Origin of the sequence: Aidingimonas halophila (genome assembly GCF_900106955.1) — a bacterium.
GTDB classification, from domain to species: Bacteria; Pseudomonadota; Gammaproteobacteria; order Pseudomonadales; family Halomonadaceae; genus Aidingimonas; species Aidingimonas halophila.
In genome coordinates, this window is sequence record NZ_FNNI01000006.1 from 123,901 (window position 1) to 139,149 (window position 15,249).

The window sequence follows — 15,249 nt, forward strand, 5'->3', positions numbered from 1 at the left end:
AAGGAACCGATACATGCAAGCAGAAGTCACACGGCATGGACATAGCCAACTCGAAGCGGCCATGGCTCATCTGAGCGACCTGATCGGCTTCGATACGACCAGTGCCTACTCCAATCTTGAGATCATCTCACATATCGAGACCTTCCTGACCCACTGGGGTTGTGAAACGACGGTACTACCCGACACCAGCGGCAACAAAGCCAATCTCGTAGCACGGCTGGGCCCCAAGGATGTCCCGGGCATCGTCCTTTCGGGACATACCGATGTGGTGCCCGCCAGGCCAGCTAGCTGGGCCAGCGCGCCGTTCACTATGGAGCAACGCGGTAGCCGGTTGTTCGGGCGGGGTACATGCGACATGAAGGGATTTCTGGCGTGTATGCTTGCCGCGGTTCCGGCCTTCTCCCAGGGACAACTATCACGGCCGTTCTATTTCTGTTTCTCGCACGATGAGGAAGTGGGGTGTCAGGGGGCACCGGCGATCGCTCGCTATCTAGCCGCACTCGACACCCCTCCTGCCCTGGCGATCATCGGGGAACCCAGTGAGATGCAACTGGTAACCGGCCAGAAAGGCAAAGTCGCCATGACCGTGACGGTCCATGGCGACGGTGGGCACTCATCCTTTGCCCCCCAGCACGTCAACGCCGTGGAGTATGCCTCACGCATCATCGAGATGGTATCGCAGCGATCGCGACGATATGAGCGAGAAGGCCCCTTCGATCACGATTTCACCGTTCCCCACTCGACCGCACTCACTACCTTGGTGGAAGGCGGCATCGCCACCAATGTCACTCCCGACACCTGCCGATTCACGTTTGAACTTCGCAGCATCGATCAGGCATCCGCTGAAGCGGATATGCAGGCCCTGATAGCCGACGTGGAACAGGCGCTGCTCCCCGAGATGCAACGACAAGCCGACAAGGCCGGTATCGAATGGCGTGAACTGTTCTCCTACCCGGCGATGAGCGATGCCAGCGACACTGATATCTTCAAGCGGATCGAACCGATTCTGCCCGACCGGGGCGGCAAGGTGTCCTATGGTTCCGAAGGTGGTGTGTTCGAGATCGAAGGTGGCATCCCCTCCCTCATTATCGGGCCCGGCTCGATCCGTCAGGCGCACAAGACGGATGAATTCATCGAAATCGATCAATTGAGCCAGTGCCTGACCTTCTTCGATACGCTCAACGACTGGATGAGGCACTGACATGCATCGACCGGTAACGATCGACAGCGAGCGCCTTTGGCATCGCCTGGAACGGTTGGCAACATTCACGGATCCGGACCGCCCCTGGACACGACGGGCCTTCACCGATCGCTATCTGGAGGCGCGTGCCTGGCTACGCAGGGAGATGGAGCAGGCTGGGCTCACGACACGCCTGGACGATGCCGCCAATCTCATCGGGACACTACCGGGTAGCCAGCCCGACCTGGCCCCCATCGCAGTCGGCAGCCATATCGACACGGTTGTCGGTGGCGGACGTTACGACGGCACCCTGGGCGTGCTGGCCGGTCTCGAGGCGGTTCAGAGTCTTCGCGAGGCCGGCATTACACTGACGCATAGTGTCGAGGTAATCGATTTCCTTTCCGAGGAGCCGAGCGACTATGGTGTGTCCTGCATTGGCAGCAGAGCGATGACAGGCGCCCTTTCGTCCGCCATGCTCGATTTCCGGGAACCCGGCGGGGAAACCTTGCGAGACGCCATTCGCCGAATGGGAGGCATACCGGAAGCCCTCGGTACTACATTGCGGCGGTCGGGAGATCTATCGGCCTTTATCGAATTGCACATCGAACAGGGGCGGGTTCTCGAACAGCAGGATGTGCCGATCGGCGTCGTGAGCGATATCGTGGGCATTCGTCGCTACGATATCGTCATCAACGGACAAGCCGACCATGCCGGGACCACGCCGATGGCGTTACGGCGTGATGCGCTCGCCGAAGCGGCGAGCTTGATTCAACGCATCCAGCACGACGCCGAAACACAAGCCAAAGGGGACGATTATCTAGTGGCGACAGTCGGGCGACTGGAGGTCTCACCCAATGCCGCCAATGCAATTCCGGACACGGTAACGATGGTGTTGGAAATTCGCAGTGACAATGCGGCTCTGCTGGAAGGCTTCTTCACGCCGATTGCCGAACACGCCATGGCTCGGGCCACTCAGCGTGGCTTGAGTATCGACTGCACGCCTCTCAGCGAAGGCCTGCCGACGCACTGTGCGCCCCGAATACAGGCACATATTCAGCAAGCGGCCAACCACCTGGGGCTGCAGACCCTGTCGATGCCCAGCGGTGCAGGGCATGACGCAGTCTACATGGCCGATATCACCCCCACGGGTATGCTCTTCGTCCCCTGCCGGGACGGCCGCAGCCACTGTCCGGAAGAAGACATGACACCACGACAAGCCGCTGACGGCTGCCAGGTCATCGCCGAAACCCTGAGACGCCTAGATCTGGAACGCTATCGCGACTAACGTCGCTCCCAACTGCCTATACCCGTCGATCAGCAAGCTTATAGACCTCTTCATCACGCCTGGCCCCCACGGCAATAATGAGTATCTGGATAGCTTCGCTGTCCACACGGTATACGATACGGGTATTGCCGGTTCGTATCCGGCGACAACCAGCTAATGCACCGCGAAGCGGTTTGCCGATCTTGTCAGGCTCGCCGTCGCGAATCCGATCTTCGATGACATCGAGGATCCGGTTCGCAGCGAATGAGCCCAACCTTTGCAGGTCCTGCTGAACATCCGGGTGATAGCTAACGTTCCAAGCCATCTAATCACTCACTCTGATTAAACAGCGAGCGCATCTCATCATGGGTAATGGCTTGGTCTGACTGATAGCTTGCTACTCGGTCTCTGGATACAGCTTCAATGCGTAGATCTTCCAGCTCATCGACCAGTTCCTGATATGCCTGCACGTTCATGAGAACAGCTGCGGGCTGGTTATCCTTGAAGATCACCATTCGGTCGGTCTCTCGCAAAGACACTTCTTTGAGCTTGGCGCTGAAGCTACGAGCCATGGTGGTAGCCGACACTGCGTCTTCTGGACGCTCCAGTAGAGTTGCCATCATATTCTCCAGACACACATGATAGACATATCATTATGCGTATAATTATATGCTTTACTTGCTGAGGATCAAGATAATTCAGCCCAACCTGGAAGGCGGCTCTACAAAAAACCCGTGCCCTGTGCAACCACCAGAGACCTACGGCGCCATCGCGACTGACGTCGCGCCTACGACGACCAGTGCCAATGGAATGTTGTGGTGGTGGGTTGGTAGGCGCGGTTTCAACCGTGATGCAGGGCGTTAGCCCTGCCGTATGTTACTGGTGAGCGTGCGGGCAATGCTCGATTTCGAGTGTGGTGTGTACGAGTTCGGGAAGCCGGTGCTGTATTTTCTTTCGGTATATGTCGGGAGGTTGAGGGTTGTCCGACACCAGTGCCACGATGCCGGCATAGATCCCCGGGCCGATGGACCATACGTGCAGGTCGCTGATGCGGTCGTGCGTGCCGTCTTCTATGGCTTGACGGATCGAGTGGTCGAGCGTGGTGACCTGGCGATCCAGAAGAACGCGGCTGGTGTCTTTCAGCAGCCCCCAGGACCAGCGGGTGATCAGTAGCATGCCGACGAGCCCCATGACCGGGTCCATCCATTGCCAGCCCAGGTATTTGGCGGCCAGTAGCGCGAAAATCGCGAGCAGCGATGTCAAGGCGTCGGCCAGTACGTGAAAATAGGCGGAACGGCGGTTGTGATCTCGATCGTCATGTGTGTGCTCGTCATCCGCTTGGGCATGGTGGTGGTGATGCCCCGAATGTTCAGAGCCCCCCAGAATCCAGGCAGATAGGCCGTTCACGCCAAGGCCGATCACGGCGACCAGAATCGCTTTGTCGAAAGCGATCGCTACGGGATTGAAGAGACGACCGATGCTTTCCACGCCCATGTAGAGGGCGAACCCCACGAGCAGTATGGCACCGGTGAATCCACCGAGCGCATTCACTTTTCCCGTGCCGAAACTGAAGCGTGTATCGGCGGCGTGGCGACGGGCATAGGCGTAGGCGAACACGGCAATGCCCAGGGCAGTGGCATGCGAGCCCATATGCAGGCCATCGGCAAGCAGGGCCATGGAGCCGTAGAACACGCCGGCCAGGATCTCGACGACCATGGTGACGACGGTCAACAGCACCACGATCAGCGTGCGGCGTTCACCCGGTCGTTTACGGTCCTGATCGAAGGTATGGTCGTGTTTCCAGAGATCGACATCGCGAATGTGCATGGCAGTCTCCTGGTCCGGCTGTGGAGGAAAAATGCATCCGGAGATAGCGTACCTTGCGACGAAACCGGTTACGACAGGGAATTACCCGCCTCATGGCCGCCATCGCGACTGAAGTTGCTCCCACGAAACCAGTGCCATCGGAGTGTTGTGGCTGTGAGGTTCGCAGGAGCGCTTTCAACCGCGATGCAGGATAAGCTAGTTCAGGCAGACCAGTCGCCAGCTTTCCACGGAGTGGCCGAGGGTGATGTAGTAGTACGCCTGGGTGCCCGAATAGGAGTAGGGTTTGAAGAAGTCGCCTACCAGGTAGCGGGACGAGTTGGAGGCGATGACGCGCAGGTCGTCGTTGACCAGTATGAGGGGCTGTTGCTGTTCAACCAGGTGAGGCGTCACAACGGCTTCGAGGTTGTTCAGGGGAACATCCGCCCCGGCAATGCCGAGGAACTGGTCGTCGTACAGGATCGGCAGCGAGAACGTGCAGATGTACATGTCGACCCCCATCATGTCGACATAGGGGCCGATGACATGCCCGACTCGTTCGGATTGAGGCTTATAGAACCAGGGCATGTTGGGGTAATCGTAGAAGGTGTCACCGCCTTCATTGAGGTTGACCTTCAGGGGAATGACATGGCCCGGTTTGACGCCTTCCCGCCACCATTCGAGATGCATGCGGGCATCCGCCAGGGCGTCCGGCGCGACGACGAAACCGGCCCCATTGATCTGCACGTCCGTCTCGGCGAGCAACCGTTTGACGGTCCCCTGAAGCTCGGCGAGGTCCTTTCTCAGCACTTGTTGGCGTTGCCGTTCGGCCAGCCCCCACAGGCACATGACGTCATCGCGCACCTTCTCGACCGTATCGATGATGACGGACAGCGAGGCTTCGATATTTCTGGCACAGGCACGCACCGTCTCGTCACCTGCCGCGCCGCCGTAAACGAAATCGTCCCGGGTCATTGATCGTCTCCCGTGCCGGTGACATCGTTGGTGGCTTCCAACCTCAGACGCGCGTCGATCACGCGCTCCATGTTTTTCTTGCTCAGGTCGATCGATAGTGCACTGGACAGTGCGCCGTCGCCCCTGGCGATCGCGTCCTGGATCGTTTTGAGCCTGTTCACGTAAGCGTTGAGCGCAGCGGCGTCCAGCGGGTCGATCCACAGGAACATGCCGAGTTCCGACTGGAGCTGCATCTCGGCCTGCGTCAGCCGAACCGACTGGGACACCATGGCGACATTGACGTGGAAACGCATGTCGGCACGGCGCTGTTCGGAGCGCCCCGTCGCTTTTTCCATGATGCGGATCTTCTTGGCGATCTGTTCGATATCATCGGCGGTGGCGCGTTCGGCCGCCAATCGCGCGGCATGGCCACTGATGGCCGACCGCTCATCGCCGTAATCCCGCAGGTCGAAGACACTGTAGCGGCGAAACTCTTCCAGCAGCCTGGCATGGGCGATAGTAAAGTTGGCTGTGACGAAACTGCCGCCTTTTCGTCCCCGGCGGGTCTCGACGAAGCCCTGTTCCCGCAGCAGCGACAGCGCTTCCCGGACCGTGACCGTCGCGACACCGAACTGGGAGGCCAGGTCGGCTTCACTGGGCAGTTGATCCTCCTCACTGAAGATACCCAGATCGATGGCTTCAATGAGGCGGCGCACGACCTCTTCGGTCTTACCCGCGGAGGGAATGCGGAAAAACGGGGCATCCTGTTGGGAAGATAGGTGATTCATCCGACATCCCTGCAATAAATTCCATGTGACTACGCTTGAAAATACACCATGTCACGACCGTCATCAGCCCCGTAAACACCGAAATCCCGGCAACATACACGGTGACGCGTACATTGCCGGAATGCCCGACAGGTCAATGGCTGTTCACTGAACCGGTTGCCCGGCTTCAAACGGGTAGTCGAGCGTCGGCATCCATCGCTCCCAGGTCGATTTCAGGGCACCATTGGCGATGATCTCGTCGAGCGCCCGGTTGACGCTGGCCAGCCAGTCGGGCTGGCGCTTCGCCACCACCGCACCCCAGGCATTGCGCGTCGGTACGGTGAAAGCAATCGTCAAGTCATCGGCTTCCAGTGGCACGAGCGCGACATCGTCATCCACCAGGGCGTCGATATCGCCTGAACGCAAGGCGGCGACCATGTCACCGAAGACGTCGTCACTGGCCCCGTCGAAAGGCACCGGTACCACGCCGGTGAAAGTCTCGGTCAGCGTCATGTTCAGGCTGTTGGCGATCGCGCCGACACGCAACCCTTCCAGATGCTGCGGTGATGTGATGCCGCTACCCGACCTGACCATCACCGACTCGTCGAAGATGGCGTAGGGCCGGGTGAAATCGCCCAGAGTTTTCCGGTAGTCGGAGATACCCTGGCCGCACAGGAGGAGGTCGCCCTCCCCCGCGTCGAGTGCCGGATAGAAATCGCTCCATTGCCGGTAGACCCATTCGACCCGCCGACCCAGTTGCTCGGCGATCAGGCGGGCGACATCGGCTTCGTAGCCGTGTCGCTCTCCCCGCTCATCGCGTTCGAACAGCGGTGGCGCGGGCAGGTCCGCACAGATGACCCTAAGCGTGCGAGACGCTGTCATGGCAGGTACTCCTTGTACATGTCGAGTTCCCACTCGGTGACGGCGGCGCAGTAACGCGCCCATTCATCGTGTTTCAGTTCGGCATAGAGCGTCGCAAGGGGCCCCGGGAACGCGCCCTTGATGACCGGGTCCTTGTCGAATGCCTCGACCGCTTCGCCGAGCGTGAGCGGGATGCGGACGCTGGCGTCGATATCGCGCCCATAGCTGCTGTCATCGCTGCTCTGGCCGGGATCGAGCTGGTTTTCCAGCCCGTGTTCGATTGCTGCCAGCAGCGCGGTATGCGACAGGTACGGGTTCACGCTGGCGTCGGGCATCTTGTATTCCAGACGGCCGACCGCCGAGAGCCTGACGCTGCAGGTCTTGTTGTCCATTCCCCAGTTCACCTGGGCGGGCGCGAACTGGCCGACATCCCAGAAGCGCTTGTAGGAGTTGACGGTCGAGGCCATGATCAGCATGGATGCCGGGGTGTGTTTCAGCATGCCGCCCAGCGAGTAGCGGGCAACATCGCTCAGATGCAGCTCGGTGCGCCCCTCTTCCTGGAAGGCATTGGTCTCCCCCCGCCACAGGCTGAGGTTGTGGTGACAACCGTTGCCCATGCCGCCGGTATAGGGCTTTGCCATAAAACTGGCGGTGACCCCGAACTCCTTGGCGACCTGCCGGCAGATCTGACGATACAGAACCAGACGGTCCGCGGTCAGTTCACAAGAGTCGAACATCCAGTTGAGCTCGAGTTGATAGGGGTCCTCGTAGTCCCCTTCGATCATGTCGAAGCCCATCTCGGTCGCATAGTCGATGACCTTCTGGTAGATGGGACGCATGAGTTCCAGGTTGCTGAGCTGATACGCCGGGCTGGCATCCGGACGCGGATGGATCTTCATGGAATCGCCCAGCCAGGACATTTCCGGTTCGCATCCGGACTTGAGCTGCATGCCCTGGCGCTCCATGAAACCTTCATGGGCACGGATCAATAGCCCGCGCGGGTCGGTCGGCAGGGGTTGCCCGCCGACCTCGAGGCGGTGGCCGGGCTCGTAGACCCGGCACAGGAACGCCCCCACGGAGCGATCCCAGGGCAGGACCCGGAACGTATCCAGATCCGGCAAGGCGGTGAATTCGGCAGCCTGGGTCCCCCCGCCCAGCAGCTCACCGTAGCGGTTGCACTGCATGTCGCTGATGGCGGTACGGTGGAACTGAATGCCCTTCGCCAGATTCCTCTCCAACTGGGTCGCCGGTACGACCTTGGCAAGCAGCTTACCCCCCAGGGTAACGACCTGGTAATAGATGTACTTGACACCGGCTTCCTGGATGCGTGCTCGGATCTCCTGGATCTTCACGTCATCCATGTTCTTTTCGATATGTGAATTCAGGGCGGTCATTTGCAACTTCCTATGCTGTTGTTGGTGTTATGACGCTTCGGATGCGCCAAGCTGCTTCTTGCTGCCGATCTGCCAGAGCCGTACGGCCCAGTAGAACAGTGCGGTCATGAAGAAGGTGGGCAGCCCGGCACTGACATAGAGGAACAGCGGGCCCGGGGCGTCGGCGACGGGATCGTAGGTCCAGAAGTAGAAGAGACCGCCGAGGATGATCGCCGCGTACGCTGCGTAATTGATGCCGTTCTGATAGCCGTAGACGGAGGATGAGCGGTCGTACATGCCGATCATGTCGACCTTGTAGCGCCGAATGATGACGAGTTCGACCACCATCACGGCACCGATCGCGGCCATGATGAACGAGATGTACGAGAGGAAGGTGGTGTAGCCGTCGTAGAAGGCCGGCGTGAGCATCAGCAGCATGGCGGGCAGTGTCGTGGCGATCGACCTCGCCCATGGCCACTGCGGGAACATCGTTTTCATGCTGATGCCCTGCGAGTAGACCAGGATCGTGGCTGACGTCAGGTTGGCCAGGATGAGCAGGATCAGCCCCAGTACACCGAAGACGGGACCGCCGGCCGAGATCATCCACTTGGCCGGGTCATACACGCCGACCAGCAGCGCGGTGAGCGCCCCCAGGATGGCCGCGATGTTGAGCAGGACGCCCCAGCCGATGAAACTGCCCCAGACGGCGGTCTTCTCGGTCTTGGCGAGCCGGCACCATTGGCCGAAATAGGCTGCCCAGGAGAAGCCCAGGCCGACGTTCCACTCGATGGCCGACATCAAACCGCGGCGAGGGTCGTCGTAGGGCGCGGCCGGCGCGGCGCTGAAGGCCTTGTCCAGCCCTTCGACCCACAGGATGTAGAAGATCAGTCCAGCGATGATCGCAAAGATGGTCGGCACACCGACGCGATTGAACAGTTTGATGGCGATGGGGCCCTTGTAGGCGATCAACCAGGCGACCAGGAAGGCGCCGATCGCGAACACGGGCGCGCCGATCGAACGGTCGGTCATCCAGCCCGGCATATTGAACTCGGCAAACAGGGTCGTGAAGGATTCGCCGAGCATGAACGACGCCATCGTCATCCAGCCGAGATTGATGATCGCGAAGACCACCAGGAACACTTTACTGCCGAACCAGCCGAGAACGGCACGCGCACCGATGAAGGTATCCACGCCATAGCGGCAGAAGAACTTCGCCAGCCCGAGCAGCAGCAGAACCGGCATCGCGTTACCGAAGAGAATGACGGGAATGGCCTGGCTGGCCGGCAGGACACTGCCGGTATAGCCGCCGATCAGGAAGCTCCAGGCAGCAATACCGAACCCCACCATCATCATGACGTAGTCCGTCAATCCAAAGGGGCGTTCATTGGACATGGCCGGCAATATTCCGAAGTGGGATGCCGCCTCGTCCTGGGAGGGTCGGGACTTGGTACTGGTATTCATTGTTGACCTCTAAACGTTTGTTGTTGTGGAAAAGGTCCGGAGATGGGGTTACAGACTCAGCAGCAACAGGACCGTGATCAGCACGCAGGCGCCGATCGGCATGAGCCAGTCGCCCGTTTCCATTTCTTCAGGTCGCTCCCCGCCTTCGATGCGGGAAATGCGGTTCATCAGGTCTTGTTGGGTCTTGTCATCCAGGTTGGTATTCATGTCACACCTGCGGTTGTTGTTGATCGTTGTTGTGTCGACAGCATGGGGAGGTCACATCATGACTCGACGATCGTGATCGCCTGCTCGGGACACACATCCGCCGCTTCTTCCGCGATATCCCGCAAGCTGTCGTCGGGATAGGCTTCGTACTCAAGGGTGCCGTTTTCGTCGAAGCGAAAGATCTCGGGCGCCGCAATGACGCACTGCCCGTGATCCTGGCACTTGCCTCTGTCCACACAGACTTTCATGGCCGTTCTCCTCAAGGCTTGGGTCATGGGCCGGGCCTGGCGTGTGTCAGGGCACCTTAGGGCCCGGCGTCGAATGAAACATATTCCACCATATTTTTACTGTCAAACATTGGCCAGAAAATAACCTTGAAGCCGCCAGAATACCCCGCCGACCGCGATAAAAATGACGGGGTAAATTTCACCCTGTCCGGAATGAAATCAATATAATCATTAAAAATCAGCATTTTATTATTATATTTGAACAGCAAATTTATACATTTGACATAGAATGTTTTACCTCATATGGTTCATTGACAGATCCACCAGCCCCGGATCGATCTTTCCTGAATCACAAGGACAATCACCGCCAGGAATGAAAAAATGTTGAATAACAATGCATTAAGTAATCATCTATGGGTCAACGGTCGCGCTTGCCAAGCGCGCTCGGGTGAGCAGTTCGAATGTCTCTCGCCACGTGACGGCACACTCCTCACCACGGTGGCCGCGGGTGACAAGGCCGATATCGACCTCGCCGTCAGTGCCGCACGCGCCGCGGCGGACGATTGGTCGCGTCTCAGCCCGCAGGAACGCCGACAGCACTTGCTGCACCTGGTCGACCTCATGGAGTCCCATCGCGAGGAACTCGCCCAGCTGGAGAGTCGCGACACCGGCAAACCGATCACTCATGCGCGACGGGACGACATTCCGTTGGCGATCCGGTGCGTGCGGTTTTACGCCGAGGCCATCGACAAGTGTTATGACCAGATCGCGCCCACCGCGTCGGATGTACTGGCCACGATTCGTCGTGAACCGCTGGGCGTGATCGGTGCGGTCGTACCGTGGAATTTCCCGTTGATGATCGCCTGCTGGAAACTGGCCCCGGCCCTGGCGGTGGGCAATACGGTCGTTCTCAAACCGGCGGAACAATCGCCATTGACGGCCATTCGGCTGGCGGAGCTGGCAACCGAGGCCGGCCTGCCGGATGGGGTCTTGAATGTGGTACCCGGTTACGGCGAAACCGCCGGTGCATCGCTGGGCCTTCATCCTGATGTCGATGCCATCAGTTTCACGGGCTCGGGGGCCGTCGGTCGCCTGTTTCAGCGCTATGCCTCCGACTCCAACATGAAAGCCGTCTTTCTGGAGTGTGGTGGCAAGAGTCCCCAGATCGTGTTCGACGATGCCGAGAATCTCGATGAGGTGGCGGCGGCCGTGGCTCAAGGGATCTGTTACAACCAGGGACAGGTTTGCAGTGCCGGTTCTCGCCTGCTGGTACAGCGCTCGATAGCGGACGAGTTCATGCAGCGGGTTCTGGCCCATGTCGACCGCTGGCAGCTCGGCGACCCGAAGGATGATTCGACGACGATGGGCGCCATGATCGAGCGGCAGCATCTCGCGCGCGTCCAGAATCTGATCGATACCGGCCATGAACAGGGCGCTGAGTTGGTCTACCGGGGGCAGTCGTTCGATTCGCTGGAGGGTTTCTACATGCCGGCCACGGTCTTCGACCATGTCAGCCGCGGGATGACGATCGCCCAGGAAGAGATCTTCGGTCCGGTACTGGCGGTGACCCGCTTCGACAGCGACGAAGAGGCGCTCGCCGAAGCCAACGGCACCCGCTACGGCCTGGCAGCAGCTGTCTGGACATCGTCACTGTCACGGGCGCATCGCCTCAGCCGGGATCTGAAAGCCGGCACCGTCTGGGTCAACAACTATGACGGTAGCGACATCACGGTGCCATTCGGCGGCTTCGGCGAGTCCGGCAATGGCCGCGACAAGTCCCTGCACGCCCTCGACAAGATGTCGCAACTCAAGACCACGTGGATTAAATTCTGAGCCGAGGTCCTGATGACCATTTCATCTGCGATAGTCCTGTTACACAGCAAAGAGGATACGACCGGCAGCCTGCCGGCGATTCTCGACGAACACGCCCTCGACATCGACATTCGCTATGTCGATGACACCTTGCCCGACCCGGGTGACGATCAACTAGTCATCGCCATGGGCTCGATCGAATCGCCCTACGACCATACGCTGCCCTGGTTGTCCGGCGAGCTGGCCTGGCTGAAATCCCTGGTCGCACGGAATCACCCGGTATTGGGAATCTGCTTCGGCAGCCAGGTGCTGGCTCGCGCGCTCGGTGGGGAAACCTATCGCAACCACGCGCCGGAAATCGGCTGGACCCCGGTCGAGACCACCGACCCGGCGCTGCTTCCGAGTGGCCCGTGGCTGAATTTCCATTTCGATGCGTTCACCGCACCGCCCGCCGCCCATCTTCTCGCCAGCACGCCCATGGCGCATCAAGCGTATATCCACCGGCGGCAGATGGGGATGCAGTTTCATCCCGAGATCACACCAGCCATGTTCGATTCGTGGCTGGCGGCCTGGGAGCAGATGGCATCCGGCCGGCAGTTCCTGGCCGACCACCCGGATATCCCCGGACGACTCAAACAGGAAATCGCTGACAACGAAGCGGACAACCGGCACCGCTTCAAGCGGGTATTCAGCACTTACCTGAACCGGGTCAACAGCGCCTCCTAGACGAATGTCAATAACAACCACCAGGTGACCGACATGAACACGGCAACGCAAGACACCCTCGACAGTGCATACTTCAATGTCTCCGATCCGGATTTCGTCATTCACTCCCAGGCGGTGCATGACGCCCGTGAACGCAACTGGTTCGCCAGAACGAATTACGGCCTGGCGGTACTTCGCTATGAAGAGATGAAGACGCTGTTGCGTCACCCCAAGCTGCGGCAAGGCAGTGCCGCCTGGCCCCGCCACAATGGCGTGACGGAAGGCAAGTTCGCCGACTGGTGGAATGAGGTGCTGCTCAACAAGGAGGGCCCGGATCATGCCAGACTGCGCCGCTTGGTGAATCCGGCGTTCTCGCCCAAGGTACTGGAGCAGATGAATCCGCGTTTCCAGGCCCTGGCGCAGGAACTGATCGATGCCATGGTGGCGAAGGGCGAGTGCGAATTCATGAGCGAATTCGCCGAGCCGTATGCGGCGCGGGTCATCTGCATCATGCTGGGGCTTCCCGAGAGCGAGTGGCACATGATCGCCAAGTGGTCGGCCACGCTCGGGCTGGCACTGGGCATTACGCTGAAACAGGATCTCCCCCGCATCGAGGAGGCGCTGGAGGGGCTGTATCACTATGCGGATCAATTGATCGACGATCGCCTGGCCAATCCTGGCGACGATTTCGTCTCCAGACTGGTCCTGGCGCAGCGGGATGACGATGCCTTGAGCCATGACGAGCTGCGGATCATGCTCGTGCTGTTGATCTTCGGCGGCATGGACACGACACGCAACCAGCTCGGCCTGGGCATGGAGTCGTTCATGCAGCATCCCGACCAGTGGGAGCGGCTCGCCGAGCAACCGGAACTGGCCGGCAATGCCGTGGCCGAGGTCATGCGTACCAACCCTACCGTGACCTGGGTGACCCGGGAAGCCGTCGAGACGTTCGAATATCAAGGGCTGCAGATCGACGCCGGCACGACCGTTCACCTGTTTTCCCAGGCCGCCGGGACGGACCCGCGGGCGATGCCCGACCCCAGCTTCAATATCGAAGCGGAACGCCCGCCCCATTTCGGCTTCGGGGGCGGTACCCACCATTGCCTTGGCCACTTCATCGCCAAGAGCGACATGAGCATTGCCATGCCGCTGCTGGCCCGACACATGACGCAGATTCGTCTGAACGGCGAGCCCCAATGGCTGCCCCGCAGCGGCAATACCGGCCCGGTATCGCTTCCCTTGACCTTCCAGGTCCGTCGGTAACCGGGGAGAGACGCTCATGACCGAGGGTATCGTTATCGTCGGCAGTTCCCTGGCGGGACTCCGCAGCGCCGAACAGTTGCGCAACCAGGGCTGGGAGGGGGCCATCACGCTGGTCGGTGAAGAACCCTACTTGCCCTACAATCGTCCGCCGCTCTCCAAGCAGGCCATGGTCGATGCTCGAACGCTGTCCGTGGAAGACCTGCACGAAACGGTCGCGCTCGGGCTGAAACCGCGCCTGGGCGAGATCGACTGGCGGCTCGGGCGACGTGCCGTTTCGTCGGATATGGCAAACCGGCGCATCACCCTGGATGACGGCCAGGCATTGGACTACGACGGGCTGGTCATCGCGACCGGGCTACGCTCCAGATCGCTCCCTGTCAGCGGCGGCGAATCGCAACGCTACTGCATCCGCCACCTGGATGACACATGGCGACTCGCGCAGGTCCTGACGCCGGGATGTCGTGTCACCATTGCCGGCGCCGGCTTCATCGGCTGCGAACTGGCAGCGACGGCCACGCGGCTGGGATGCCAGGTGAACGTCATCGATGCCGCACCGGCGCCGCTCGTCAATGTCATGGGGGCGACGTTCGCCGACGGCCTTTTGCAATATCATCAGAGGCATGGCGTCTCCTTCCACCTCGACACCCGGATTGCCGAGATCGGGGAAGACGACCAGGGCACGCTTCAACGCGTTTCGCTCAGCAACGGCGTCTCGATCGATACCGACATTCTGGTCGAGGCGATAGGCAGCCAACCGAACACGGAGTGGCTGGACGGTAACGGCATCGATATCACCGACGGGGTACACTGCCGGAGCGACATGTCGCTGCCGGCACACGGCAATGTGATCGCCGTCGGCGATATCGCTTGCTTCAGCAACCCGCTCTTCGATGAGGTATGCCGTCGTATCGAGCACTGGAACATCGCCGTCGAGACGGCAAAGAAAGGCGCTGTCACCTTATTGGCGAATCTGGGCGAGACACCCCGGACACGACCGGAAGACACCAAACCGATCGTGCCCTCCTTCTGGAGCGATCAGTTCGATATCAAGATTCAGGGTATCGGGCTACCCGCGATTGCCGATAGCGCGGTCCCCCTGGATGGCGACCTTCATCAAGGCTTTAGCGATGGCAGCCCGTTTGCCATGGGATACTACCGGGCCGGCCGACTGACGGGGATCATCTCCATACACGGGGAAAAGAAGCAACTCGATTATCGCAACAGGTTGCTGGATGCCCTGCAGACGGCAGACACCGCAATCAATGTCGCGCCTACACCAACCAATACCACCGGGATGGCGTAGTGGTGGGGTTCGCAGGGGCGGTTTCAACCGCGATGCAGGACGGCAAGCCCTGCCTGGGCGGCACCGCCA

General features: G+C 60.2%; 16 protein-coding genes. 6 read left to right on the forward strand and 10 right to left on the reverse strand.

Annotation, left to right across the window (positions count from 1 at the left end; translation table 11 throughout):
- The first annotated feature begins 13 nt into the window (after nt 1–13).
- Complete coding sequence (gene argE, locus BLW01_RS12520) at nt 14–1,201, forward strand: acetylornithine deacetylase (RefSeq protein WP_092570220.1); 1,188 nt, start codon at nt 14–16, stop codon at nt 1,199–1,201.
- A gap of 1 nt (nt 1,202) precedes the next feature.
- Nucleotides 1,203–2,465 carry a Zn-dependent hydrolase gene (locus BLW01_RS12525; RefSeq protein WP_092570221.1) on the forward strand — a complete coding sequence of 421 codons (1,263 nt, stop codon included), beginning with the start codon at nt 1,203–1,205 and terminating at the stop codon, nt 2,463–2,465.
- Nucleotides 2,466–2,481: 16 nt separating this feature from the next.
- Here BLW01_RS12525 and BLW01_RS12530 read toward each other — a convergent pair whose 3' ends face one another.
- The 10 genes from BLW01_RS12530 to BLW01_RS12570 form a co-directional block, all read right to left on the reverse strand.
- Nucleotides 2,482–2,769, reverse strand: coding sequence for a type II toxin-antitoxin system RelE family toxin (locus BLW01_RS12530; protein WP_092570223.1), 288 nt, complete (start codon nt 2,767–2,769; stop codon nt 2,482–2,484).
- A gap of 4 nt (nt 2,770–2,773) precedes the next feature.
- On the reverse strand, nt 2,774–3,064 hold the full coding sequence (locus tag BLW01_RS12535) for a Phd-YefM (protein ID WP_092570225.1): 291 nt from the start codon (nt 3,062–3,064) through the stop codon (nt 2,774–2,776).
- Nucleotides 3,065–3,320: 256 nt separating this feature from the next.
- Nucleotides 3,321–4,271 (reverse strand): CDF family Co(II)/Ni(II) efflux transporter DmeF, encoded by a 951-nt coding sequence (dmeF, locus tag BLW01_RS12540; RefSeq protein ID WP_092570228.1) that lies wholly within the window; start codon nt 4,269–4,271, stop codon nt 3,321–3,323.
- Nucleotides 4,272–4,466: 195 nt separating this feature from the next.
- The gene (locus BLW01_RS12545; protein ID WP_092570230.1) at nt 4,467–5,222 is read right to left on the reverse strand and encodes a cache domain-containing protein; all 756 of its coding nucleotides are present in this window, start codon (nt 5,220–5,222) and stop codon (nt 4,467–4,469) included.
- Complete coding sequence (locus BLW01_RS12550; RefSeq protein WP_092570232.1) at nt 5,219–5,989, reverse strand: FadR/GntR family transcriptional regulator; 771 nt, start codon at nt 5,987–5,989, stop codon at nt 5,219–5,221. Before BLW01_RS12550 ends, BLW01_RS12545 begins: the two co-directional genes overlap by 4 nt.
- Before the next feature lie 144 nt (nt 5,990–6,133).
- Nucleotides 6,134–6,850, reverse strand: coding sequence for a substrate-binding periplasmic protein (locus BLW01_RS12555; protein WP_092570234.1), 717 nt, complete (start codon nt 6,848–6,850; stop codon nt 6,134–6,136).
- Nucleotides 6,847–8,223: a glutamine synthetase family protein gene (locus BLW01_RS12560; protein ID WP_092570236.1), complete on the reverse strand. Its 1,377-nt coding sequence runs from the start codon at nt 8,221–8,223 to the stop codon at nt 6,847–6,849. Before BLW01_RS12560 ends, BLW01_RS12555 begins: the two co-directional genes overlap by 4 nt.
- Before the next feature lie 27 nt (nt 8,224–8,250).
- The gene (locus BLW01_RS12565) at nt 8,251–9,594 is read right to left on the reverse strand and encodes a cytosine permease (protein WP_175529837.1); all 1,344 of its coding nucleotides are present in this window, start codon (nt 9,592–9,594) and stop codon (nt 8,251–8,253) included.
- A gap of 117 nt (nt 9,595–9,711) precedes the next feature.
- Nucleotides 9,712–9,870: a hypothetical protein gene (locus BLW01_RS18485; RefSeq protein WP_161598974.1), complete on the reverse strand. Its 159-nt coding sequence runs from the start codon at nt 9,868–9,870 to the stop codon at nt 9,712–9,714.
- 56 nt (nt 9,871–9,926) lie between these two features.
- Nucleotides 9,927–10,118, reverse strand: coding sequence for a ferredoxin (locus tag BLW01_RS12570; protein ID WP_092570240.1), 192 nt, complete (start codon nt 10,116–10,118; stop codon nt 9,927–9,929).
- A gap of 360 nt (nt 10,119–10,478) precedes the next feature.
- On the opposite strand from BLW01_RS12570, the gene BLW01_RS12575 reads away from it, so the two are divergent.
- The 4 genes from BLW01_RS12575 to BLW01_RS12590 are packed head-to-tail and all read left to right on the forward strand — an operon-like array spanning nt 10,479 to nt 15,180.
- A complete protein-coding gene (locus tag BLW01_RS12575) occupies nt 10,479–11,930 on the forward strand; it encodes an aldehyde dehydrogenase (protein ID WP_092570242.1) in 1,452 nt (483 codons plus the stop codon).
- A gap of 12 nt (nt 11,931–11,942) precedes the next feature.
- Nucleotides 11,943–12,635 carry a type 1 glutamine amidotransferase gene (locus tag BLW01_RS12580; protein ID WP_092570244.1) on the forward strand — a complete coding sequence of 231 codons (693 nt, stop codon included), beginning with the start codon at nt 11,943–11,945 and terminating at the stop codon, nt 12,633–12,635.
- A gap of 33 nt (nt 12,636–12,668) precedes the next feature.
- Nucleotides 12,669–13,877, forward strand: a complete 1,209-nt coding sequence (locus BLW01_RS12585; protein ID WP_092570246.1) for a cytochrome P450 — start codon at nt 12,669–12,671, stop codon at nt 13,875–13,877.
- Nucleotides 13,878–13,893: 16 nt separating this feature from the next.
- Nucleotides 13,894–15,180, forward strand: a complete 1,287-nt coding sequence (locus tag BLW01_RS12590; RefSeq protein ID WP_092570248.1) for an NAD(P)/FAD-dependent oxidoreductase — start codon at nt 13,894–13,896, stop codon at nt 15,178–15,180.
- Nucleotides 15,181–15,249 lie beyond the last annotated feature (69 nt).

Bases quoted from the DNA above. Each gene is read 5' to 3' on its own strand.
- BLW01_RS12565 (WP_175529837.1), bottom strand. From the start codon at position 9,594: ATGTCCAATGAACGCCCCTTTGGATTGACGGACTACGTCATGATGATG.
- dmeF (WP_092570228.1), bottom strand. From the start codon at position 4,271: ATGCACATTCGCGATGTCGATCTCTGGAAACACGACCATACCTTCGAT.
- BLW01_RS12585 (WP_092570246.1), top strand. From the start codon at position 12,669: ATGAACACGGCAACGCAAGACACCCTCGACAGTGCATACTTCAATGTC.
- BLW01_RS12550 (WP_092570232.1), bottom strand. From the start codon at position 5,989: ATGAATCACCTATCTTCCCAACAGGATGCCCCGTTTTTCCGCATTCCC.
- argE (WP_092570220.1), top strand. From the start codon at position 14: ATGCAAGCAGAAGTCACACGGCATGGACATAGCCAACTCGAAGCGGCC.
- BLW01_RS12580 (WP_092570244.1), top strand. From the start codon at position 11,943: ATGACCATTTCATCTGCGATAGTCCTGTTACACAGCAAAGAGGATACG.
- BLW01_RS12590 (WP_092570248.1), top strand. From the start codon at position 13,894: ATGACCGAGGGTATCGTTATCGTCGGCAGTTCCCTGGCGGGACTCCGC.
- BLW01_RS12555 (WP_092570234.1), bottom strand. From the start codon at position 6,850: ATGACAGCGTCTCGCACGCTTAGGGTCATCTGTGCGGACCTGCCCGCG.
- BLW01_RS12525 (WP_092570221.1), top strand. From the start codon at position 1,203: ATGCATCGACCGGTAACGATCGACAGCGAGCGCCTTTGGCATCGCCTG.
- BLW01_RS12545 (WP_092570230.1), bottom strand. From the start codon at position 5,222: ATGACCCGGGACGATTTCGTTTACGGCGGCGCGGCAGGTGACGAGACG.
- BLW01_RS12560 (WP_092570236.1), bottom strand. From the start codon at position 8,223: ATGACCGCCCTGAATTCACATATCGAAAAGAACATGGATGACGTGAAG.
- BLW01_RS12535 (WP_092570225.1), bottom strand. From the start codon at position 3,064: ATGGCAACTCTACTGGAGCGTCCAGAAGACGCAGTGTCGGCTACCACC.
- BLW01_RS12570 (WP_092570240.1), bottom strand. From the start codon at position 10,118: ATGAAAGTCTGTGTGGACAGAGGCAAGTGCCAGGATCACGGGCAGTGC.
- BLW01_RS12575 (WP_092570242.1), top strand. From the start codon at position 10,479: ATGTTGAATAACAATGCATTAAGTAATCATCTATGGGTCAACGGTCGC.
- BLW01_RS18485 (WP_161598974.1), bottom strand. From the start codon at position 9,870: ATGAATACCAACCTGGATGACAAGACCCAACAAGACCTGATGAACCGC.
- BLW01_RS12530 (WP_092570223.1), bottom strand. From the start codon at position 2,769: ATGGCTTGGAACGTTAGCTATCACCCGGATGTTCAGCAGGACCTGCAA.